Below are 20,589 nucleotides of genomic sequence, written 5' to 3'. Positions count from 1 at the left end.
AGCACACCAGATCGAAATGCGATACGTGATGCCCAATCGATAGCTGTTAGAAACATCATTTAGTGCTCTTAACGTTGTGGTGAAAGCAGGCACCGATGTGTCGGGACACAAGTGGAGTAACAAGAAACGATGTCGGCGAGTTCCCGGCCACCACAACCAAATCACGTAGCCAGCGTGGTAACCCGTAGTAGCTGTACCAGATGCTGTGTGTAGTCTTGGCGGTCGGCAGTTGTGAATGTCCTTAATGTCGACCGCCCCTTTTACACAACTGAAAGCGCGTTCAGCCGGTTCCTTGAGAGGCCTCGGTCGTTAAATCAATCTCAGGAGAGCGCGCTCCCAATTGTGGAGAAGCTAACTGGCGGTGGCAGCCGCCCGTTTCACTAAGTGCCCAGGTAGGGTGCTTACTAAAACGAAACCCCTTTATTTTTTGTCGCCACCCGGCGAGGGATTCGTGCAACCAAAAATCAGCGCTGTGCAGAGCGCTTATAACACGGAGAAACTATCCATGACGAACACACAGAACGTCACCGAGTTACAACCACGCATGACCAGAGAGCAGCTTATCGACGCAGCTCGTAAGGCCGCCCCTCTCCTCCCTGCCGCTTACTGCTGGATGGTTAACGAACTGGCTACACGCCTTGATGTTACCAGCGTCGCGCTCTGTGAAGCGATGGCGCAGCGTAAGGAACTTGCTGAGCAGAACGCCACCCTGCGTGAGGATGTTACCTACTGGGCCAAAGAGTGCGATCGCATCGAAGAGCGCCACACCAAAACGCCTACCAACATGCACCTACTGGAAGCTCAGCGAGAACTCCGTGAGCTGCCTCGTGTCGTCATTTCCCTGAATAATGAGGTCACTCTCTAATGGCTAACTCATTCAAGCAAATGACCAAGGCCGGTGTAATTAAGCGCACCGATACCGGGATGTTTATCGCTCTTTCCGATATCCACGTTCGTGAAGGTTTCAACAAGCGTGAAGACGATGAACGCACCCGCCAGGCTGATAATGACCTGTTCAACTATCTGATGAACGGCGGATCAGTTCCACCGATTGAAGTTATCGCGCGTGATGAAGGTGGTGTTTGGGTTGTTGAAGGTCACCGCCGTCGCCGCTGCTATGCGCGCTGTGCTGAAGCTGGCAAGCCAGTAGACCGCATACACATCATGCCGTTCAACGGTAACGATGTGCAGCGCCTGGCGCGCATCATGACCAGTAATAACCAGCTGCCGCTCTCCGATATGGAACAGGCTGCAGTTATTCAGGAGCTGCATAACGCCTTCAACCAGACCACCAGCGAGATCGCAAAACTGGTCAATAAGTCAGTGGCCACGGTAGAGAAGTTGCTGCTTCTGAGCACGGCGAACCATGACGTTCAACAGGAAGTTAAATCCGGTGCGGTGTCAGTCGATGTCGCAGTCGATCGCGTCATGGAGTATGGCGAACAGGCCGGAAAAGTTCTCCAGCACGATAAGGCTGTAGCGGCAGCCCAAGGGAAAACGAAAGTTACCCGCAGTTCTATCGCTCCTGAACTCAGCGTAAAGAACGCGCGCCGGTTCGTTGAGCTTATGGCTCAGGCCACGATCAGTGATGAAGGTGTTTTCACGCTTGAAGGAACTGCCCTTGCTGAAGCGCTGGCCATTATGGACGAGCACAAAGCAATAGCGGAAGCGCGTGAAACATACCGCCTGTCACAGCCAGTGCCTGAAACAGAGGTGGTAGGAAAAACGCTTTTCGTGAAACTGGAAGGAATTGAGATCGGTACCGCTCAAATCTATCGCGGCAAGAACGTCATCCTGAATGGGATCGTCACCAGCCGGTCAAAGGCTGTTGCCCACTTCGTTAAGCAACACAAACTGCAGCAGGAAAATAATCATGACAGCCAATAAATTTATGACCGGCGAACAGCTGGATGAACTCATGACTGTTGCAGTGAATATGCAACGCGATAGTGAAAAATCGGGTGATCGCCCTACCGCTATGTTCGCTTATGCAGTTCAGGTTGCCGTTCTGGAGTTGCGCAAGGTTCGCAATCATGCTGCAAAAATACCTGAAACCAGCATGAGCATAGCCCGTTACTGGATTAGTCCTAACGGAATTGCCTGTGAAGATAATGAAGGCAAGTTTGTTAGATACGAAGACTATGCCGTACTTGAAGCCAGATGCACGGCGCTGGCTGCGGAGAATGCGGGGCTGAAGGACTGGAGTCCTAATCCGCATAGCGCCTCGATGTTTGAAGCTATCGAGAAAGCTGAGCAACTCATGGATGACGGTATGCCTGAGCTGGCAATGGTCGAGGCGTTCGAGATTCTCAAGCTTAAACGAACCCAGGCCACCGATGCCTACCTGGCTGAAGTGCGGGCGCAGGCTGTTGATATGTGCTCAGCCGAGATACAGAAACAAACCTGGGATGAGCGAGAAGGTGATGGGATTGTCGCGGCAATTGACGCTATGGAAATCTATGCACTTCAGCTTCGCAAAGGAGTGCAGTCATGAGCAAACCAACCGACGAAGAAATTATTCAGGCACTGACAGCGCATGGTCGATGCATGACCTACGTTGTGACCAACGTTCTCCGCCGAAAATACTGGCCTCTTGATACCGCATGCATACTGCGCCGCCTGAAGAAGCTAGAGGTGGAGGGAAAAGTTCGCCGCGTTAAAAGTAGCTACGCAGTCCAAATCTGCTGGGAGGCCGCCCAATGAGAAACATTGACAAACAAGATTTGACTGCTGAATCAGTGCGCGAGTCAGGAAACATCCTGCTCATCGTAGCCGCTCGTATGGCTCGTCGTGAACTCTTCACACCACTGCATTACGTCAGAGAGCTTCCTCAGAAAGTGGTCAGTATGCGCGTATTCCGTGAAGCGCTGGAGAGGTCTGAGGAAACTCTACAGCGTGAAGTATGCAAAATCGTGGACGGTCACGATCTTATGCAAAAGAAGCTGAAAGAGGCTGAAGAAAAGCTGGAAGCCGCAGAGAAGCGCGTGGCCGAGCTGGAGGCCATCGCTAAATCTGTAAAATTTGACCCAATTCCAATGGAAGATTTAGGCAACAAGAGCGACGGCAAAAAACACCCATACATGTTTGGTGCTGGATATAACAGCGCAGTGGTTCACTGTGAAAGCGTGTTGCTTCAGGCGTTCGCCGCCGCAGCCGGTAAAGGAGAGTGAGCATGAAGCTTGATGTCACTCCTGCGCAGCTCGAAGCAATTAAGCGCCTAACCGATGACTGCGCATCGATGGTCGGCTGCGGTGAGGAAGAGTCAGACAAGGCGTGGTCGAAAAATATTGACCTGATTGACCGCATGCTCAAAAAGAATGGCCACGAACGGGAATTCAAAGGTGAGGACTAATCCATGACATTAACCAAAGAATGGCTTCGGAAGACAATCGCGGAGCTTGAAGAAGAGCGCGATGCTGTGCCAGGCGCAGTAAACGAAGACGCGGCCAAGGCGCTCGCTGCGATGAAGCTGGCGCTGGCATCGCTCGAAGCTGAGCCTGCCATTCACCGCTGGCGTCGGGTGACCGTTGAGCCATACGGCCCTTATCCTTGGCATTACGGTAATTTTATCGGCTTCTCAAAACCCGTTGAGGGAATTGAGGACGAGTATTATTACTCCGCCACGCCAGCGCCGGTATCTGTGAAAGACCACCAGATTCGTGAGCTGGTAAATGAGCTGCGCGACATCGCTGTTGAGTACCACGGCACGCAGCAGCTGCGCGAACGCATTGCCAGAACCGTCCGCGCCGCCATGCTTCAGGGTGCAGATGGCAACTCTCCGGTGATGCCGGATGGTTGGGTAGCTTGCAGTGAGCGGATGCCAGATAAAGGCCAGAATGTGCTTATATCTGTGAACTTTGATAGCCCGCTGATTGAACCTTTAATCTGTTCAGCTCGCTATACAGGTAGTACGTTTCGAAGAGGTGACGTAACAGTTAAGCCAGGAGAGGGAGTTGAAGAGGTAACCCACTGGATGCCACTGCCAGCAGCACCGCAGCAGGAGGTGAAGAATGGCTAACCTGCAACTGGCTGTTAACGGTGAATACTTCGACCAGATGAAGTCTGGTGAGAAAACCGAAGAGTACCGACTGGTAAATCCGTACTGGTGCCGCAGGCTATCGCATGGCCATAACCAGCAATTACCGCGGCGCTTTGACCGCCTGATTATTACCCGCGGCTATCCAAAACGCGGGGACGCGAGCAAGCGCATCGACATCCCGTATGACGGTTACGAGGTGAAGGTGATAACACATCCGCACTTCGGCCCCGACCCGGTGAAGGTCTTTGCCATCAGGGTGAACATCCATGCCTAACCCATTCGACTTCGTGATGTTCGTGCTGCTGGCAATCTGCGCACTTCAGCAAATGGGGTGGCTGCCATGGTGAGTAAACTCAAACAGCGGCGCCTGCGCCGCCTTAAAGCCGACGTAGTCTGGTGGAAAGGTGAAGCATCGGACCTGTACGACAGAGTCATGGAGCAGGCAGACGAAATAGCCGAACTCCGCAGGCTGGTTATCCGTGTGCCGATGCCGGTACTCATACCTAAAGAGATGGCCCACCAGCTTTATTACACCGAAACGAACAGATGTCGTACCTGCAATGATGGCCTCCGTGGTGGTTGTTCATCATGCATTTTCTATAAGAGATAACCGGGTGCAGCCGGTTGAGTGGAGAACTATACGATGAGCGGACAAAGCCAACGTTTTCTTACCCCTGATGACCTCTATCAGCTTACTGGTTATCGTCGCCCTTCCCTTCAGTGCCGAGCGCTGAAAGAAAGTGGTGTATTTTTCGTGCCACGTAAAGACGGCAGGCCAGGCACCACATGGGATCATGTAACCAACCCTGCAGGCCTCAAGCTGGTAGTAAACAATCCAGAGGAAGAAGAACCAAACTTTAAGGACATGTAATGCCCAGAATCCGCAAAAACCCAGATGATAACTGGATGCCGCCCCGCGTTCGCCGGGGCAAGTCAGCCTATGAGTTCAGAACGCCTGACGGAAGAACAGTAAGATTGTGCAACCACGATCTCACTAAGTCTCAGGTATGGGCAGCCTATGAAAACTTCATCAACGATATCAAGGTTGGTTCCAACTTCCACGCACTTTGCGAAGAGTTTTTTAACTCTGGTGACTTTCATGAACTGGCAACAGAAACCAGAAAGGATTACCGGAAATATGGTTCGAAGGTAAATGTTGTTTTCGGAAAGATGAAACCAGAAAATATCAAGCCGGAGCACATCAGAAAGTATATGGATAAGAGAGGAGTTAAGAGCAGGGTTCAGGCGAACCGAGAGAAAGCGTTTATGTCGAGAGTGTTCAGGTGGGCATATGAGCGTGGCAAAGTGAAGATGAATCCATGCCAGGGTGTGAAGCAGTTTAAGGAGCAGGCGCGCACACGTTACGTCACGGACAAAGAATATGATGCACTATTCAGCGTTTCTTCGGTACCGGTGAAGATTGCTATGGAATTGGCCTATTTATGCTGTGCACGTCAGGGTGACATCCTGGATCTTAAAAAGAGTCAAATTCTTGATGAAGGTATTCTAATTCAGCAAAGCAAGACGGCAGTTAGTCAAATTAAAGCGTGGACAGTACGCCTGGCAAATGCGATCACCCTGGCTGATTCCCTTCCGTTAGCTAGCGGCATGGTAAGCCTGTACGTGATCCACCAGCAGTCAGGTTCTCGTTACACACGAGATGCATTTAACTCTCAGTGGATGAAGGCGAAAAAGTTAGCTGCAGAAAAATTTTCTGAGCTCGAATTTAACTTCACGTTCCATGATCTGAAAGCTAAAGGGATATCTGATCTGGAAGGAACGCTGCATGAGAAACAGGAAATTTCAGGCCACAAAAATGCTTCGCAGACTGCAAGATATAACCGCAAAATATCTGTAGTGCCGGTGGTTGGAGGGCAGTAATGCCCTCTTTATCTGGTGAAGTCGAATGGCGAAACAATGGCGAATGGCGAAAAATAGACAATAAAAAACCACCTTTCGGTGGTTTATACGACACTGCTTATCATTGATTTTATTCTACTTTTCCCATGGTAGCCGGAGTGGGACTTGAACCCACACAGCGCGAACGCCGAGGGATTTTAAATCCCTTGTGTCTACCGATTCCACCATCCGGCCAGGGAAGAAAGTGGAGGCGCGTTCCGGAGTCGAACCGGACTAGACGGATTTGCAATCCGCTACATAACCGCTTTGCTAACGCGCCGTAAATCTTCTGTCTTTCGACCTGCACCCGCGATTGCCGATGCATTTTATCTGGAGCGGGAAACGAGACTCGAACTCGCGACCCCGACCTTGGCAAGGTCGTGCTCTACCAACTGAGCTATTCCCGCATGTCATCAAGTTGATATCTAACCCCTTGATTTCATTATCGTCCGGCAAACCGTGCCGCCGTTCGATGCGTTGCATTCTACTGATATGACGTGGTGAGTCAACGTTATTTTTGCATCTCAGGATCGTTTGCTGAAAATTGCGCCGAAACGATCACTGTTCAAGCAAATCACCGCGTGCAGCGTTCAGATATTGCAGCATCGACCACAGCGTCAGCACAGCTGCAACCCACAGCAGACCGATTCCTGCCCACTCAACCCAGGCGTTTGGACGCCACAGCATCCATACCAGCGCAGCCATTTGTGCGGTGGTTTTGACTTTACCGATCCAGGAGACCGCCACGCTGCTGCGTTTACCCAACTCCGCCATCCACTCGCGCAGCGCGGAGATGATGATCTCCCGGCCAATCATTGTTGCCGCCGGCAGCGTTACCCACCAGGTGTGATAATGCTCAGCCACCAGCACCATCGCGATTGCAACCATTACTTTATCGGCGACCGGATCGAGGAAGGCGCCAAACCGCGTGCTCTGGTTCCAGCGACGCGCCAGATAACCGTCAAACCAGTCCGTGACCGCCGCCACGAGGAAGATGAGCGCACAGGCAAAAGGTGCCCATACCACCGGCAGGTAAAATGCCAGCACAAAGAATGGGATAAGTACGACGCGAAAAAGGGTGAGCAACGTAGGGATATTAAATCGCATAATGACGGTAACTGTCTGTTGTCAGTAAAATTTAGCTCTATGTTGCTACAGAGCCCTCAATGTTTCAACGAGTAGTAGATCTTTTCTGCCAGCCCTTGCGAAATACCCGGCACTTTTGCAATTTCTTCCATGCTGGCATTGAGTAATCCTTGCAATCCGCCCATATACTTCAGCAGCATCTGGCGACGCTTTGGCCCAACGCCCTCAATGGTTTCAAGGGTACTGGTGTTTTTAACCTTCGCTCTTTTCTTACGGTGCCCGCTGATCGCGTGATCGTGTGATTCATCGCGGATATGCTGGATCACGTGCAGCGCAGGGGAATCCGGCGGCAGGCTGAAACCTTCACCTTCTGGCTCAAAGAACAGCGTCTCCAGCCCGGCTTTGCGGTCCGCCCCTTTCGCCACGCCCAACAGCAGCGGATGGTTTTTGTCCCACTCCACATCGAGCGATTCAAATACCGCCTTCGCCTGGCCGAGCTGCCCTTTCCCGCCGTCGATCAGAATAACGTCCGGGATTTTGCTCTCTTCGATGGCTTTGCCGTAGCGCCGACGCAGTACCTGGTTCATCGCCGCATAGTCATCGCCCGGGGTGATCCCGGTGATATTATAGCGGCGATACTCTGCCCGCAGCGGACCATTAGCATCGAATACTACGCAGGAGGCGACCGTCTGTTCACCCATCGTATGACTGATGTCGAAGCACTCCATACGTTTGATTTCCGGCAGCTTCAACTGCGTCGCCAGCGCGGTTAAACGCTGATGAACCGTCGACTGCTGAGAAAGTTTGGTCGTCAGGGCGGTGGCCGCATTGGTTCGGGCGAGCTTCAGATAACGCGCACGGTCGCCGCGCGGCCTGGTCTGAACGTTAACCCGACGTCCGGCGAGACTGGAAAGCGACTCTGAGAGCAGCGTTTTATCGTCCAGGTTAAAGTCGAGCAGGATCTCCGAGGGCAGCGTTCGCATCTGACTTCCCTGCAGGTAGAACTGACCAACAAACGTTTCGACCACTTCCCCCATCTCTGTACCGCCCGGTACCTTCGGGAAATAGCTTCGGCTGCCCAGCACTTTACCCTGACGAATAAAGAGCACATGCACGCAGGCCAGACCGGCATCATAAGCAACGCCAATCACGTCGAGATCGTCACCGGTGTTGGAGACAAACTGTTTCTCGGTGACGCGGCGAACGGCCTGAATTTGATCGCGGATGCGCCCCGCCTCTTCAAACTCCAGCGCGCCGCTGGCTTTTTCCATGCGCGCAATAAGCTGCGTCAGAACCTGATCGTCCTTCCCGGCTAAAAACAGACGTACGTATTCAACCTGCTGGGCATACTCTTCTTCACTGACCAGCCCCTCAACGCACGGCCCCAGGCAGCGACCAATCTGGTACTGCAGGCACGGGCGCGAACGGTTACGGTAGACGCTGTTCTCACACTGGCGGATAGGGAAGATTTTTTGCAGCAGTGCCAGCGTTTCGCGCACCGCATAGCCGTTAGGGAATGGCCCAAAATATTCACCCTTCGCATGTTTGGCACCACGGTGCATCGCCAGACGTGGGTGAGTGTCTCCGCTCAGGAAGATAAACGGATAGGACTTATCATCGCGCAGCAGGACGTTATAGCGCGGCTGATAAAGCTTAATGTAGTTGTGTTCAAGCAGCAGCGCTTCGGTCTCCGTATGGGTCACGGTGACATCAATATTGTGTATTAATGCGACCAGCGCTTCGGTCTTACGGGAGGCAAGATTGCTTCGAAAGTAGCTGGAAAGGCGTTTTTTGAGGTCTTTTGCCTTACCCACATAGATAACCGTGCCGCCAGCGTCATACATACGATAGACGCCAGGCTGGCTCGTAACGGTTTTTAGAAATGATTTTGAATCGAACGCTTCATTCACTGACTTACTAACGACTCCGCATTGCACAGACCATGACGAATGGCCAGGTGAGTCAATTCGACATCACCATGAATGTTCAGTTTACTGAACATTCTATAGCGGTAGCTGTTGACCGTTTTCGGGCTGAGATTCAGTTGCTCGGAAATCTCATTCACCTTCTGACCTTTAGTGATCATTAGCATAATCTGCAATTCGCGCTCAGACAAACAGGCAAAGGGCGATGCCGTTTTTTCCGGTTCAATCTGACTCAACGCCATTTGTTGTGCAATGTCCGACGCGATGTAACGCTGCCCGGCATAAACAGAACGGATAGCATTGACAACTTCCTGAGGTGCGGCGCCTTTACTCAGGTATCCGGCAGCTCCCGCCTGCATCACTTTGGCAGGAAGCGGATTTTCCGTATGCACGGTCAGCATGATGACTTTGGTATCAACAAAGGTGCGGGCAATTTTGCGCGTGGCCTCAAGCCCACCGATACCGGGCATGTTCATATCCATCAGCACAACGTCTGCCGAGTTAGCGCGGCACCATTTTACCGCGTCTTCGCCACAGCAGGCCTCACCGGCCACTTTGATGCCTTTTATATCTTCAAGAATGCGTCGTATCCCTGCGCGCACCAGTTCGTGGTCATCAACAAGAAGGACGTTGATCAAAGGAAATGTCTCCAGAATAGGGATAACGCTACTGACTGCTTATTGCCTTTATATTAACGGTTTTCCTCGCAAGATTAAATCGTTAAAAAAGCGGCTATTCGATTACGCTCTCGTTTTTGGAAATTAGCTTGTACAGCACGTGGAAAGCGAACCCGCATGGAATGGGCTTTTACGACTATTTTTGAGCATCTGTATTCAAAAGGTTACAAAAAATTCGTTAATAACTTTCGCCCAAAAACAGTTCTTAACTTTTTGTAACAACAATTAACGACAGTCGAACCGGCGCTAAACAATTAATTGTCTTACGCGGATGGCCAGATTACTGCGACGTTCTGTTTACGCAAATAAACAAAATGCGGAAAAGTACAAAAAACAACCACTGCTTTTTTTGTCTCAGCTTGTGATATACTCCGGCGCCATAACTTTCATCGTCGCGCTCGCGCGCTGTTTTATATTGAGGAAAATAAATGAGCACACCTGAATTTGCCACTGCGGAGAATAACCAGGAACTGGCACAGGAAGTAAACTGTCTGAAATCGCTGCTGACGCTTATGCTACAGGCCATGGGTCAGGCGGACGCGGGACGTGTGATCATTAAAATGGAAAAACAGATCGCGCAGATGGAAGATCAGGCAGAGTCAGAGGTGTTTGCCAATACGGTTAAGCAGATCAAACAGGCTTACCGTCAGTAATAAAAAACGGCTGGATGCAAAGCATTCAGCCGTTGTCTTGTCTGCCACGCAGAACGTTTTTTCAGTCAAATCAGTCCTGTCGCCGCCGCGTAGCAAGCAATCTGCGTTTTGTTCGGCGCGTTGAATTTCTTCTGCATATTCTTTTGATGGAAATTAACCGTGTTCTCCGAAATCGAGAGAATGATGGCTATTTCCGCCGAGGTTTTACCTTCCGCTGTCCACTTCAGGATTTCACGCTCGCGCTTACTGAATTTCATTTCGGGCGGCATGACCGTCTCATGTTCGAACCTCAGCAACGACGTCAGCGCCATTTGCACCAGCATTTGCAGCCGCAGCTCGATCTCTTCATGGTGGATCGCATTTTCGCGCAGGCTGGTTCGGGAGACCGAAAGGAACCCGAGCGCATGATTCGGCAGCATCAGACATTGCGTTATGCCTTTGCGAATGCCGTGGTCCTGCGCCCCGCCCCATAATTCCTGGGCATCCGCGAATAATTCATCGGTCCAGGGTAAATGGCCCTGGATAAAGTTCTCCGGTTTAAGCACCGGATCGACCGCGAAATAATTCTCAGACTTATATTGCGCCATCCACCGATCGGGATAACTGGAATGTACAGAAATCTTCGGGCGCGTAAACGGCACCGGATGTCGAACGCAGAGTGAGAAGTAATCAAATTCGAGCGCCTGTGTTTGCTGCTGAAGTTCTTGATAAACCTCGTCAGCACAGGTCAACTCCTGAAAGCGAAGGAAGCATTTCCGTCGCCACGTGAAAAAGTCTGAATCCCTCATACTTACTTAATGAAGCCCCTGATAAAGATAATCATTCTTATGGTGAATATAAACTACCACATAAATCTTATTTATAACTGCAAAATATCGGCAAATTCGCAATTACCTTCAGCTTTAATACGGTTTAACCGAACTGAATGGTATAAAAAAGTTTGCCGGGAGAGGTCAGTGGAGAATAATTTGCTCCAGCGGAAAATTCTGGAGCAAATTAGTGCAATATGCTACTGCATGAGGAACTTTTCCAGGAACTGCCGGGTTCGCGGCTGCTGAGGGTCAGCAAATAAGCGCTTAGCTGGCCCCTGCTCAACGATGCGGCCCTGATCCATAAAGATGGCCCGGTCGGCTACGTCGCGCGCAAAACTCATTTCATGCGTAACGATCACCATTGTGCGCTTCTCTTGCGCAAGCTGACGGATAGTATTCAACACTTCACCCACCAGCTCCGGGTCAAGCGCGGAAGTAGGTTCGTCAAATAATATTACCTCAGGGCGCATCGCCAGCGCACGGGCAATGGCCACGCGCTGCTGTTGCCCGCCGGACAAACGTCGCGGGTAGCTGGTCTCTTTTCCTGCCAGCCCCACTTTTGCCAGCAGCTCACGCGCGCGGGCTATGGCTTCTTCCTTCGGCTCGCCCTTCACAATGACCGGGCCTTCAATGATGTTCTCCAGCACCGTGCGGTGCGGGAAAAGATTGAAGCTTTGAAACACAAAACCCACATGCTGTCGCAAACGGCGGATCAACCCTTTCTGCTGCGCAAAAGATTTCCCGGTATCGATGGTGATATCACCCACGCGGATCGTCCCCCCTTCCGGCTGTTCGAGTAAATTAATACTGCGCAACAGCGTGGTTTTCCCTGAACCGCTGGGGCCGACGATCGCCACCACTTCACCCTCCTCCACTTCCAGGTCGATGCCATGAAGCACCGTCTGACCGTGGAATTTTTTCACCAGGTTTTTAACGTCGATAGCACTCATTTCGGATCTCGCTCCTGGCGGTTAAGCTGGTTTTCAAAGTAGTTCTGCAGCGCGGAGAGCACGGTCGCCATCACCCAGTAAATCAGCGATGCCGCAAGATACATGGTGAAGACCTCCAGCGTGCGCGACGTGATGAGCTGCGCCTGACGAAACAGTTCCGGCACCTGGATCGTCGCGGCAAGCGAAGTATCTTTCACCAGGCTGATAAAACTGTTGCTGAGCGGAGGCAAGGCCACCCGCGCCGCCTGCGGCAGGATCGCCCTTCGCAGCGTCTGCCAGGGCGTCATCCCGATACTGGCAGCGGCTTCCCACTGTCCTTTATCGATGGACGAGATGGCCGCCCGCAGGGTTTCGGAGGTGTATGCCGCGGTGTTAAGCGACAGGCCAATCATCGCTGCGGGGATCGGATCAAGCTCGATGCCGAACTGGGGCAAACCGTAGTAAATCATAAACAGCTGCGCGATAAGCGGCGTACCGCGAAACACGGAGATGTAGAACCGTGCCAGCCAGCGAATCGGCAGGACATGAGACATGCGCATCAATGCCAGCACAAACCCGAGCACCAGGCCGAAGAACATCCCGCCGATGCTGAGCTGGAGGGTAAACACCGCCCCCTTCAGCAGAAAGGGCAGTGAATCAATAACCAGTTGAATACTTTCTTGCATTATTATTTTTCGACCTGATTTTTAAACATGCGGATGATAGGCAAACAGCGCGGGCGCTCCGCCCGTGTGTACGAATAAAATCGGGCCTTCATCCTTAAAGCGCTTGCGGGTAATGCCGTCAATCAGGCCTGCCATTGCCTTGCCCGTGTAGACCGGGTCAAGCAGGATACCTTCCAGACGCGCCAGCAGTTTGACCGCTTCCATACCCTCTTCGTTTGGCGTGCCATAGCCTGGCGCAAAATAGTCATCCCACAGCAGGATCTCGGCTTTTGCCTTCAGCTCTAGCTGCTCAGCCACCGCCTGCTGTAATGTGACGACCTTCGGTTTTTGCTCGGCCACGCTGCGGGACACCGTCACGCCAATCAGTTCAACGTCCGGCATTAGCTGTTCAAGCCCGACCGCCAGCCCGGCATGCGTGCCCGCGCTGCCGGAGGCAACCACCACCGAGGATAAGCTCACTGCGCCTTCACACTGCTGCGCGATTTCCAGCGCGCTCTCCACATAACCCAGCGCCCCCAGTGCATTCGAACCGCCGACCGGGATCACATAGGGCCGAAACCCCTGAGCTTCCAGCCGCGTGGCCAGTTCCTCGAGCTGCGCATTCGGATCGTTCAACGCATCGACCATTTCCACCTGCACGTTGAACAGATCCAGCAGCAGCCGGTTGCCGTTGGTCAGGTAGTTTTCCGCCTGCGTTCCGATAGGATTTTCCAGCAGTGCCACGCAGTGCAGCCCCAGCTTCGCCGCCACTGCGGCCGTCTGGCGAACGTGGTTCGACTGAATGGCCCCGGCGGTGATCAGCGTATCCGCCCCTTCGCGCAGGGCATCGGCGGCGAGGAATTCCAGCTTGCGCAGCTTGTTGCCGCCCATCGCCATTGGCGTCACGTCATCCCGTTTGATGAAAATATCGCGTCCTAAATAGTCAGAAAAACGCGGCAGGTACTCCAGCGGCGTGGGTGCCCCAATAAATTCCAGGCGGGGGAAGCGCGTTACATTCTGCAGTGACATGGGTTCTCCGTTAACGCATACAAGATTTGATATTTTTATTATGCACGTAGTCACGTCATAAATAAAAAAGGCGCTTTTAAAAGCGCCTTTTTTTGTCACACAAAGCTTATTTGGTCACGTCGGCGCCGAACCACTTCTCAGACAGCGCCTTCAGGCTGCCGTCTTTTTGCATCTCTGCAATCGCGCCATCGATGGCTTTCAGCAAATCGTCGTTACCTTTACGCACCGCCACACCAGACTCCTGACGAGAGAACGCATCACCCGCAACGGCCAGGGTATTGTTGGTTTTCTTCACCAGATCCAGCGCGGCCAGACGGTCTACCAGAATGGCATCGATACGGCCTACGCGGAGGTCCTGATATTTCGTCGGGTCGTCATCATAGGTACGGATATCCACACCCTGAACGTTCTGACGCAGCCACTCTTCGTAGTTGGTCCCCAGACCGACGCCGACTTTTTTCCCTTTCAGGTCAGCCGCGGACTTGATGGTCCCTTCGTTACCTTTCTTCACCAGCGCCTGGATACCCGACACGGTGTACGGCGTGGAGAAATCATATTTCTTCTTACGCTCATCAGAAATGGTCACCTGATTGATCACCACATCGATGCGTTTAGAATCCAGCGAGGCCAGCATCCCGTCCCATTTGGTTGGCTTGAGAGAGGCTTTGACGCCCAGGTGCTTCGCCAGCTCTTCGGCAAACTCGACTTCAAAACCGGTCAGTTTACCGTCGTCACCCTGGAAGCTGAACGGAGGATAGGTTCCTTCCAGCCCAACCAGCAGCGTGCCGCGCTCTTTGACTTTATTCAGCAGATTTTCCGCCGCGAACGTTTTCACGCTCATCCCTGCGACCAGCGCAACGGCCATCACACCCATCAGCGCCTGACGACCCAGAAGTGCTAATTTCATATATACCCCGATACAGTGGAATTTTTGAGTAGTGTAGAGAAATCGCCTGCAAGGTCAAAGGCGACTGCGCTACATCTTATTCATTTTTAATATATATCAGAAGTTGTCTCGGCGTGGACTTTCTGCTGTAACGCCACCGGCATTTGTACCTTATATTGCGCGTACTTGCGCAGCGCAATGCGGTAGTTGTTGGTGCTGGTGGCAGGTAACCATGGCTCCAGATTCTCATCCAGATAACCGGTCTTCAGCAGATCAGGGGAAAGGTTCTGCAGAGTGAGATGCTGACCAAGACGGCGCAGGCGCACCACATATTCACGCACGGTGCCGTGGCTCATCTCGGTCTGCTCAAACAGGAACTGTTTGAAGCCGATGATATCAAAGAAGTCGCTTTGCTCTTTGCAATGGAGATCGCCACAGAAACGGCAAAGCGCTACCCACTCTTTTTGCTCTTCGCGCCAGGCGGCTTCATCCAGTAAGGTATCGAGGCGAGAGATCGCAATTTTATTCACGATTTCACCGCGACGTACCAGCGTGATACGGTCGAGTAGCTTGTTACAGTGGGCGCAATGCGTCTGGCTGTGTTTAAAGTCTTTCAGGTAGCGGCTTAGAGGCCGTCTTTTAGCGTGCTGCACCGTCATGATAACTCCTGGTTGTCAATACGTTGTGCGGCATTTTCAGGTGAATGAATCACCTACAACTTACCCAGTTTTGTCCGTAAGCGTTTTATGGCCTGGCTGTGCAGCTGGCTAACCCGCGACTCCCCTACTTCCAGCACCGCGCCAATCTCCTTGAGATTAAGCTCTTCCTGGTAATAAAGGGTCAACACCAGCTGTTCACGTTCTGGTAACGCTTCAATCGCTTCCATCACGCGCTGGCGTAAGTTACCTTCCATTAAATGGTGTAACGGGTTTTCTTGCTGATGCTCATCCGTCACCAGCTCGATACTGTCGCCATGCTCTTCGCGCCACTCATCGTAAGAGAAGAGTTGGCTATTATTGGTATCGAGCAACATCTGACGATAGTCTTCAACAGCAATCCCCAGACGCTCCGCCACTTCCGTTTCCGTCGCGTTGCGCCCCAGTTCCTGTTCCAGCTGTCCCATTGCATGAGCCACTTCGCGCGCGTTGCGGCGAACGCTGCGCGGCACCCAATCGCGGCTGCGCAACTCGTCCAGCATCGCACCACGAATACGCTGAACTGCGTAAGTCGTAAATGCCGTTCCTTGCAGAGCGTCGTATCGGTCAACTGCATTTAATAACCCGATACCGCCCGCCTGTAGCAGATCGTCCAGTTCCACGCTCGCCGGCAACCGCACCTGGAGGCGCAATGCTTCGTGACGCACCAGCGGGACATAACGCTGCCACAGCGAGTGTTTATCCATTACACCTTCAGCGGTATAGAGTGAATTCACGATAAACAGCCCTGCGTTAGTTGAGTTATCGGCATGATTATCCGATTCTGGAGGGGTTTTAATCGGGTGAATAAGGGAACAAAAAGTGGGTTATTTGGCTAACGCCAGGGTAAGCGCCAGACAATTCGGGGCTAACCATCTAAAAAAGCGGGGGTTAAATTGCCATTAACATAAAACATGGCAGCATATGAGCAGGACTAAAACTCAAGCCGTTCCGTCTGACCCGAACGAAATAGTGTGTCCTTCGCGTGCAGATTTTCGCTGCACGCCAGGAACGCTCAAAACACATTGCAGCGCATTTAACAGGCCTGGTAAATGCGCTAACACCCCGTCTTAGCTATCAACTCGACGGAAAATATAGAAATCAGCAAACGACGTATTGTTTTGATCGTTAGCATCAAACTGATATTTATTAGGTATGTACTTATGTAACTCCCAGGATTCGCCTCTGTTTTTCAAGACCCAATCCGTGAATTTTCGATGATACACGTGCTGGGCATATTTCGAGATAGAAACGTTATATTCCTCATTGTTCGAGGCATAAACGATGACAAATCTCGATGCCGCAGAGAAAAGCGTCTGCATATACTTTTCAAAAATTTCATCTTCAATAAGATGATAAATCACGTCCAGGGAGAGGGTTAATTCTGCCTGCTGCCCTGTCCAGTCACCTACCGGATAAAAATCTTTTGTCGGGTCGTTGCTAAACCGATTCCGGCAGAGCTGTATCGCATGGTCAGAAACATCAAAACCCGTATAGCGAGGATAGTCAGCGAGAGACAACTGGTTACCATCACCGCAGCCGAACTCCATCACAGAACTCACCTGCTCCTCTTTCACGAACGCGTTAATAACCTCGGCCTTAAAGTCAGCCAGGCGACCATAAGAGCCCGCTCCGGAGTTGCCTTTTAAGCGGTAACGATCGTCCCAGTACTGGCCCGACTGACGGAAGGCCAGGGATTCTTTCTGAGAGTCGCGGTTATCATCGGACTTCGTCGCAGAACGATCGATAACCGCTTTCGCCTCCGGCGCAAAGCCATAATGGGCAATCATGTTCTTAATATACTTGTCGTTCTCACCCTGCAGCAGGTTAGTTTGCCACAGACCATCTTCTGAGGTTCCTTTCCATTCCTCGGATTCCATATGTTCAGGAACAACGTTAAATTTCACTCCGTTCATACGACACATCCAGAACAGCCAGACATCGTCAGCGCCAGGCGCTAATTTCTCAAAAATCTCTTTTTTGAGCACATCAGCATGGAAGCATTTTGGTGGATAAAGCGCACCGAATCCCGTGGTCGGGAAAATGAGGTTAGAAAGATCCGTGGTGACGGAGTAATTCCATTTCCACTCTTTATAAGGAATGGGGGTGTTATCGCTGCCAAGACGGATTTTATGTGCCCGGTGCGCAACCACCGTTTTATAATCCCCATCCCAACCGGCAATAAGTTTTTCCAGCCATTGCGGCTGATAGGCTAAATCATCATCGGCCGTCACGATGAAGGCATTCGGTTCCTCAATTAACGTCGGGACAATTTTCTTGTAAGAGCGAATATCGTCGCAATATTTTATCTCAATACCCTTCGACGCAAAGGCAAGGACGTTTTCTGGAACGAGATGGCGCTCCGACTCGGCAAGCCACAAAATAATACGATCCGCTTTAACGGTCTGTTTCAATAAACGTTGAAGGGTGTATTGCAGCGTAGCAAAACGCTTATGCCAGGAGGTTAAGCTGACAACAAGCTTTTGCGGTAAACCGTGTTTCCGCTGTTTTGCAGTAGTGAGCTGGTGGGGAAATAAAATCTCATTAATATAAGCCTCTGCACGCCCGGACGAGTGCGCCTGCAACAGCGTGGCCGCAACGTCATGCAGGCCATAAACCACATGCATAATAAAGGCTAATTTTTCATGCTGCGCACTACTGAGATTGCACAGCCTGTGCTCGCCCGGAATAAATATCGCTTTAGCCGACACCATCTGCGTTGAGGCCAGAGGCTCAGCGTTAGCAAAGACTTTTGGCGCACCGTACTCAACGTCCGTAAAGCTGTGGAAGTTAAAGCCGGAGTGCGCGAGTACGCTGCCAATCGCGTCCAGGGACATCTGGCCCTGATGAGTATTCGCAAAGGTAATTTTGACTTCGACGGTCAGACACTCTTGCAGAATGCGCGACCCATACTGGAAGACGGGTGCCAGATCGAATTTGTTGTCCAGCACCAACAGATCGACCTTTTCCAGCCCATGAATATTATCAAGCTGCGATGACTGAGATTTCAGCTCGACGAGAACTTCTGCGCCAGCGGCGTTCATCGTGTTCAGAGGTTTTAGCGTACTGCTCAGCCGATTATCCAAACACATATACACCGGCGTGAGTTCGCCGTTGCCTAAGGTGTGCAGTTTGATGTGCTGCATCGATTTTTTGCGCGGCGGCAGGTGTTTGTCTTCGACGACCCCGAGGGTATCCATAATGATAAAGAAGAATGAATCCAGCTCGGTCAGGCTGATAAATTTCTTACCCGTTGTGAAGCTGCCGCCAAAGTCCATGGTGATGACCTTACCCGCCAGTGCGAAGGAGAAGTCTTCACTTTCGATTCGCCTCGCGGCAACGTCAACCTCTGCCGGCATCTTCAGTTCGACCGGCTGGTTATCATCCAGGAAATAAGGCGCCTCGTCGCAGCGCAGGGTCAGCGCTTCGGGTTTTTTACCTTCACAGTAACGCTGCCAGACGGCGCGCATTGCCTGCGAGAAATGTTTCGCAAAGCGCTGGCCGTCGCATACCGGCGAGGCCAGTAAAATCTCGCGCATGTTGCCGCGGATAATCTCCAGGCTGTTGAGGTCCTGAGTCAGGCCGACGGTAATATCAATAAAGTTCTGCCAGTCGCTGGCCACCAGTTCCTGCAGGCCCGCGTTAACCAGGTGAGAGGCGGAGTGACGCCCCGCAAAGGTTGGGCCCGGCAAGGTCACGACAGGCACGCCCATCGCCAGGGCTTCACAGGTGGTCAGCCCACCGGAGTACGGCCAGGGATCGAGGGCAATATCAACCTCGTTATAGCAGGCCAGTAGCTCCTGATGCGGTGCCATCCCTTCGATACGCACGCGTTCGCGCGCGATACCGTGGCCTTCCAGGGTCGTCAATACACGCTCTTTTAAGTTCTCGTTATCAAAGTTGAAGCTTTTCAGGAACAGCCTGGAATCCGGCACGCTGTGCAATAGCACCGCCCACTGGTTTAATAAAAAATCATTGATTTTAGAGGCGTTATTAAAACAGCCGAAGGTGAAGTAGCCTTTGGTTTTAACCGGCATTTCGCTCACCGCCGGGAGGTAGAACGGCGGATCGTAGCAAATATAGTCATCCGGCATACGGATCAACTTTTCGGTATACAGCGAGTCCGCCCATTCAGGCGTTTCGATGGCGTCGCTGAGCAGGTAGTCCATGCCGGCCAGCCCGGTGCTGCTGATTAACCCCCCTACCCACTTGATTTGAATCGGCGCGGGCTGCAGCTGGAAGGTTTGCATACGGCTGTTGGCGTTATAGCCGCAGAGGTCGAACAGAATATCAATCTCGTCTTCGCGGACAATCTTATCAAGCTCAGCAGCGCCAATATGCTCCACGACCCGCCAGCTGGCACACATGCGCTTTAAGCGGTGAGTCAGGTGATCTTCCTGGTAGTTGGTGCTGTAGGCGTAGAATTCAATCTGTGAGGCGGGAATGTGCTCCAGCCCCATCACAATCATCTGCCCGACCGGATGCAAGCGCAAGCCATCCGAGACAAGACCAATACGCAGGCACTTGTCTGGTGCTTTATTTTTGGCAACCGCACGCTTAACCGAGCGCGGGGGGAAATTTTCCTGCCAGCTTTTACACAGTTTAAGAATGTCTTCGGCGCTGCGCTCCGGATTATAGTGCGCACCAACGATACGGTTAAAATAGGGCGTAGGGTTATCTTTTGAGACTTCACAGCTGTGCTGGTACGCCTCATCCATCTCGTTGAACTGGCTCAGGTCTTGTTGGACCATCCCCAGGTTATTCCAGTAGAGCCAGTTACCTGGCATTTCAGCGGTTAACTGCTTATAAAGCGCCTGCGCCTCTTCATATTTTTTCGATTTCTGTAAGACCGTAGCAAGAAGAAGTCGCAGCGGATTGGCCGCGTTTTTTTCAACCTGATGAATCGCCGTGGACAGATATTCTTCTGCTTCTGCTAAACGGTCGCTGCGATATAAAAGGTCCGATTTCGCGTAGATGGCTTCAACGTTATTTGAATCAATTTTAAGCGCTTTATCAACGCATTCGCCAGCCTGGAAAAACTGTCCCAACCTCTGATGTGCGCGTGCAGCAATAACCCAGAGCAGGTAGTTAGTAGCGTTTTCAACGAGTAATTCGTTAGCTACATTGAGTGATTTTTCTGGCTGAGTAGACAGCCATTCAACAGCAAGACGCATTTTTTCTTTGATCGAATGATCAATGGGTTGCTCACTGTTCTGAAAAGACTTGGCGGGTGATTTTTTCATAAAAGCACATTAATCCAGGTTTAACCGTCTGGCTGAGATTGGGCATTCAGT

General features: G+C 51.8%; 23 protein-coding genes and 3 tRNA genes. 12 read left to right on the top strand and 14 right to left on the bottom strand.

Annotated features, from left to right (window positions below; genetic code table 11):
* Window positions 1–505: 505 nt before the first annotated feature.
* From I6L58_RS21645 to I6L58_RS21600, 10 genes are all read left to right on the top strand, one after another.
* Window positions 506–865, top strand: coding sequence for a hypothetical protein (locus tag I6L58_RS21645; RefSeq protein WP_254082137.1), 360 nt, complete (start codon window positions 506–508; stop codon window positions 863–865).
* Window positions 865–1,887, top strand: a complete 1,023-nt coding sequence (locus tag I6L58_RS21640; RefSeq protein ID WP_088208207.1) for a chromosome partitioning protein ParB — start codon at window positions 865–867, stop codon at window positions 1,885–1,887. Before I6L58_RS21645 ends, I6L58_RS21640 begins: the two co-directional genes overlap by 1 nt.
* Complete coding sequence (locus I6L58_RS21635; RefSeq protein WP_088208206.1) at window positions 1,874–2,494, top strand: hypothetical protein; 621 nt, start codon at window positions 1,874–1,876, stop codon at window positions 2,492–2,494. Before I6L58_RS21640 ends, I6L58_RS21635 begins: the two co-directional genes overlap by 14 nt.
* On the top strand, window positions 2,491–2,703 hold the full coding sequence (locus I6L58_RS21630) for a hypothetical protein (protein ID WP_088208205.1): 213 nt from the start codon (window positions 2,491–2,493) through the stop codon (window positions 2,701–2,703). The genes I6L58_RS21635 and I6L58_RS21630 overlap by 4 nt, the downstream gene beginning before the upstream one ends.
* Complete coding sequence (locus tag I6L58_RS22970; RefSeq protein ID WP_254082136.1) at window positions 2,700–3,170, top strand: hypothetical protein; 471 nt, start codon at window positions 2,700–2,702, stop codon at window positions 3,168–3,170. The genes I6L58_RS21630 and I6L58_RS22970 overlap by 4 nt, the downstream gene beginning before the upstream one ends.
* Window positions 3,171–3,172: 2 nt before the next feature.
* A complete protein-coding gene (locus I6L58_RS21620) occupies window positions 3,173–3,352 on the top strand; it encodes a hypothetical protein (protein WP_088208204.1) in 180 nt (59 codons plus the stop codon).
* 3 nt (window positions 3,353–3,355) lie between these two features.
* Window positions 3,356–4,018: a DUF551 domain-containing protein gene (locus tag I6L58_RS23070; protein ID WP_390881702.1), complete on the top strand. Its 663-nt coding sequence runs from the start codon at window positions 3,356–3,358 to the stop codon at window positions 4,016–4,018.
* Window positions 4,011–4,313 (top strand): ASCH domain-containing protein, encoded by a 303-nt coding sequence (locus tag I6L58_RS21610; protein WP_088208203.1) that lies wholly within the window; start codon window positions 4,011–4,013, stop codon window positions 4,311–4,313. The genes I6L58_RS23070 and I6L58_RS21610 overlap by 8 nt, the downstream gene beginning before the upstream one ends.
* 369 nt (window positions 4,314–4,682) lie before the next feature.
* Window positions 4,683–4,910, top strand: a complete 228-nt coding sequence (locus tag I6L58_RS21605) for a DUF4224 domain-containing protein (RefSeq protein WP_016063584.1) — start codon at window positions 4,683–4,685, stop codon at window positions 4,908–4,910.
* Window positions 4,910–5,920, top strand: a complete 1,011-nt coding sequence (locus I6L58_RS21600) for a tyrosine-type recombinase/integrase (RefSeq protein ID WP_088208201.1) — start codon at window positions 4,910–4,912, stop codon at window positions 5,918–5,920. Before I6L58_RS21605 ends, I6L58_RS21600 begins: the two co-directional genes overlap by 1 nt.
* 126 nt (window positions 5,921–6,046) lie before the next feature.
* Here the strand turns inward: I6L58_RS21600 and I6L58_RS21595 are convergent.
* The 6 genes from I6L58_RS21595 to uvrY all read right to left on the bottom strand — a co-directional run bounded on the left by I6L58_RS21595 (window position 6,047) and on the right by uvrY (window position 9,587).
* Window positions 6,047–6,133: transfer RNA gene (locus I6L58_RS21595), tRNA-Leu, on the bottom strand.
* A gap of 11 nt (window positions 6,134–6,144) precedes the next feature.
* A tRNA-Cys gene (locus I6L58_RS21590) sits at window positions 6,145–6,218 on the bottom strand.
* 51 nt (window positions 6,219–6,269) lie between these two features.
* Window positions 6,270–6,345 (bottom strand) — tRNA-Gly (locus I6L58_RS21585).
* Window positions 6,346–6,496: 151 nt separating this feature from the next.
* A complete protein-coding gene (gene pgsA, locus I6L58_RS21580; protein ID WP_006176115.1) occupies window positions 6,497–7,045 on the bottom strand; it encodes a CDP-diacylglycerol--glycerol-3-phosphate 3-phosphatidyltransferase in 549 nt (182 codons plus the stop codon).
* A 56-nt stretch (window positions 7,046–7,101) separates the two neighbouring features.
* A complete protein-coding gene (gene uvrC, locus I6L58_RS21575; protein WP_042320104.1) occupies window positions 7,102–8,934 on the bottom strand; it encodes an excinuclease ABC subunit UvrC in 1,833 nt (610 codons plus the stop codon).
* Window positions 8,931–9,587 carry a UvrY/SirA/GacA family response regulator transcription factor gene (uvrY, locus tag I6L58_RS21570; RefSeq protein ID WP_006176117.1) on the bottom strand — a complete coding sequence of 219 codons (657 nt, stop codon included), beginning with the start codon at window positions 9,585–9,587 and terminating at the stop codon, window positions 8,931–8,933. Before uvrY ends, uvrC begins: the two co-directional genes overlap by 4 nt.
* Window positions 9,588–9,897: 310 nt before the next feature.
* Between uvrY and I6L58_RS23140 the strand changes: the two genes are divergently transcribed.
* Together I6L58_RS23140 and I6L58_RS21565 are read left to right on the top strand one after the other, a co-directional pair.
* Window positions 9,898–10,068 (top strand): hypothetical protein, encoded by a 171-nt coding sequence (locus I6L58_RS23140; protein ID WP_420025983.1) that lies wholly within the window; start codon window positions 9,898–9,900, stop codon window positions 10,066–10,068.
* Window positions 10,055–10,279 carry a DUF2594 family protein gene (locus I6L58_RS21565; protein WP_006176119.1) on the top strand — a complete coding sequence of 75 codons (225 nt, stop codon included), beginning with the start codon at window positions 10,055–10,057 and terminating at the stop codon, window positions 10,277–10,279. Before I6L58_RS23140 ends, I6L58_RS21565 begins: the two co-directional genes overlap by 14 nt.
* A 65-nt stretch (window positions 10,280–10,344) precedes the next feature.
* Here I6L58_RS21565 and sdiA read toward each other — a convergent pair whose 3' ends face one another.
* The 8 genes from sdiA to I6L58_RS21525 form a co-directional block, all read right to left on the bottom strand.
* Entirely contained in the window at window positions 10,345–11,067 is a 723-nt protein-coding gene (sdiA, locus tag I6L58_RS21560; protein ID WP_006176120.1) for a transcriptional regulator SdiA, read from the bottom strand.
* Between the two features lie 221 nt (window positions 11,068–11,288).
* A complete protein-coding gene (tcyN, locus tag I6L58_RS21555) occupies window positions 11,289–12,041 on the bottom strand; it encodes an L-cystine ABC transporter ATP-binding protein TcyN (protein ID WP_088208200.1) in 753 nt (250 codons plus the stop codon).
* A complete protein-coding gene (gene tcyL / locus I6L58_RS21550) occupies window positions 12,038–12,706 on the bottom strand; it encodes a cystine ABC transporter permease (protein ID WP_006176122.1) in 669 nt (222 codons plus the stop codon). Before tcyL ends, tcyN begins: the two co-directional genes overlap by 4 nt.
* A 21-nt stretch (window positions 12,707–12,727) precedes the next feature.
* Window positions 12,728–13,714: a D-cysteine desulfhydrase gene (gene dcyD, locus I6L58_RS21545; protein ID WP_088208199.1), complete on the bottom strand. Its 987-nt coding sequence runs from the start codon at window positions 13,712–13,714 to the stop codon at window positions 12,728–12,730.
* A 106-nt stretch (window positions 13,715–13,820) separates the two neighbouring features.
* On the bottom strand, window positions 13,821–14,621 hold the full coding sequence (tcyJ, locus tag I6L58_RS21540) for a cystine ABC transporter substrate-binding protein (protein WP_006176124.1): 801 nt from the start codon (window positions 14,619–14,621) through the stop codon (window positions 13,821–13,823).
* Window positions 14,622–14,707: 86 nt separating this feature from the next.
* The gene (gene fliZ, locus I6L58_RS21535) at window positions 14,708–15,259 is read right to left on the bottom strand and encodes a flagella biosynthesis regulatory protein FliZ (RefSeq protein ID WP_058610161.1); all 552 of its coding nucleotides are present in this window, start codon (window positions 15,257–15,259) and stop codon (window positions 14,708–14,710) included.
* A 53-nt stretch (window positions 15,260–15,312) separates the two neighbouring features.
* Window positions 15,313–16,032: an RNA polymerase sigma factor FliA gene (locus tag I6L58_RS21530; protein ID WP_042320109.1), complete on the bottom strand. Its 720-nt coding sequence runs from the start codon at window positions 16,030–16,032 to the stop codon at window positions 15,313–15,315.
* Window positions 16,033–16,365: 333 nt separating this feature from the next.
* Complete coding sequence (locus I6L58_RS21525; RefSeq protein ID WP_088208198.1) at window positions 16,366–20,538, bottom strand: O-linked N-acetylglucosamine transferase family protein; 4,173 nt, start codon at window positions 20,536–20,538, stop codon at window positions 16,366–16,368.
* Window positions 20,539–20,589 lie beyond the last annotated feature (51 nt).

The organism is Enterobacter cancerogenus (assembly GCF_019047785.1).
Classification (GTDB): domain Bacteria; phylum Pseudomonadota; class Gammaproteobacteria; order Enterobacterales; family Enterobacteriaceae; genus Enterobacter; species Enterobacter cancerogenus.
This window is presented reverse-complemented; position numbering and strand designations above follow the sequence as displayed.

Bases quoted from the DNA above. Each gene is read 5' to 3' on its own strand.
- I6L58_RS21645 (WP_254082137.1), top strand. From the start codon at position 506: ATGACGAACACACAGAACGTCACCGAGTTACAACCACGCATGACCAGA.
- I6L58_RS21640 (WP_088208207.1), top strand. From the start codon at position 865: ATGGCTAACTCATTCAAGCAAATGACCAAGGCCGGTGTAATTAAGCGC.
- I6L58_RS21635 (WP_088208206.1), top strand. From the start codon at position 1,874: ATGACAGCCAATAAATTTATGACCGGCGAACAGCTGGATGAACTCATG.
- I6L58_RS21630 (WP_088208205.1), top strand. From the start codon at position 2,491: ATGAGCAAACCAACCGACGAAGAAATTATTCAGGCACTGACAGCGCAT.
- I6L58_RS22970 (WP_254082136.1), top strand. From the start codon at position 2,700: ATGAGAAACATTGACAAACAAGATTTGACTGCTGAATCAGTGCGCGAG.
- I6L58_RS21620 (WP_088208204.1), top strand. From the start codon at position 3,173: ATGAAGCTTGATGTCACTCCTGCGCAGCTCGAAGCAATTAAGCGCCTA.
- I6L58_RS23070 (WP_390881702.1), top strand. From the start codon at position 3,356: ATGACATTAACCAAAGAATGGCTTCGGAAGACAATCGCGGAGCTTGAA.
- I6L58_RS21610 (WP_088208203.1), top strand. From the start codon at position 4,011: ATGGCTAACCTGCAACTGGCTGTTAACGGTGAATACTTCGACCAGATG.
- I6L58_RS21605 (WP_016063584.1), top strand. From the start codon at position 4,683: ATGAGCGGACAAAGCCAACGTTTTCTTACCCCTGATGACCTCTATCAG.
- I6L58_RS21600 (WP_088208201.1), top strand. From the start codon at position 4,910: ATGCCCAGAATCCGCAAAAACCCAGATGATAACTGGATGCCGCCCCGC.
- pgsA (WP_006176115.1), bottom strand. From the start codon at position 7,045: ATGCGATTTAATATCCCTACGTTGCTCACCCTTTTTCGCGTCGTACTT.
- I6L58_RS23140 (WP_420025983.1), top strand. From the start codon at position 9,898: ATGGCCAGATTACTGCGACGTTCTGTTTACGCAAATAAACAAAATGCG.
- I6L58_RS21565 (WP_006176119.1), top strand. From the start codon at position 10,055: ATGAGCACACCTGAATTTGCCACTGCGGAGAATAACCAGGAACTGGCA.
- sdiA (WP_006176120.1), bottom strand. From the start codon at position 11,067: ATGAGGGATTCAGACTTTTTCACGTGGCGACGGAAATGCTTCCTTCGC.
- tcyN (WP_088208200.1), bottom strand. From the start codon at position 12,041: ATGAGTGCTATCGACGTTAAAAACCTGGTGAAAAAATTCCACGGTCAG.
- tcyL (WP_006176122.1), bottom strand. From the start codon at position 12,706: ATGCAAGAAAGTATTCAACTGGTTATTGATTCACTGCCCTTTCTGCTG.
- dcyD (WP_088208199.1), bottom strand. From the start codon at position 13,714: ATGTCACTGCAGAATGTAACGCGCTTCCCCCGCCTGGAATTTATTGGG.
- tcyJ (WP_006176124.1), bottom strand. From the start codon at position 14,621: ATGAAATTAGCACTTCTGGGTCGTCAGGCGCTGATGGGTGTGATGGCC.
- fliZ (WP_058610161.1), bottom strand. From the start codon at position 15,259: ATGACGGTGCAGCACGCTAAAAGACGGCCTCTAAGCCGCTACCTGAAA.
- I6L58_RS21525 (WP_088208198.1), bottom strand. From the start codon at position 20,538: ATGAAAAAATCACCCGCCAAGTCTTTTCAGAACAGTGAGCAACCCATT.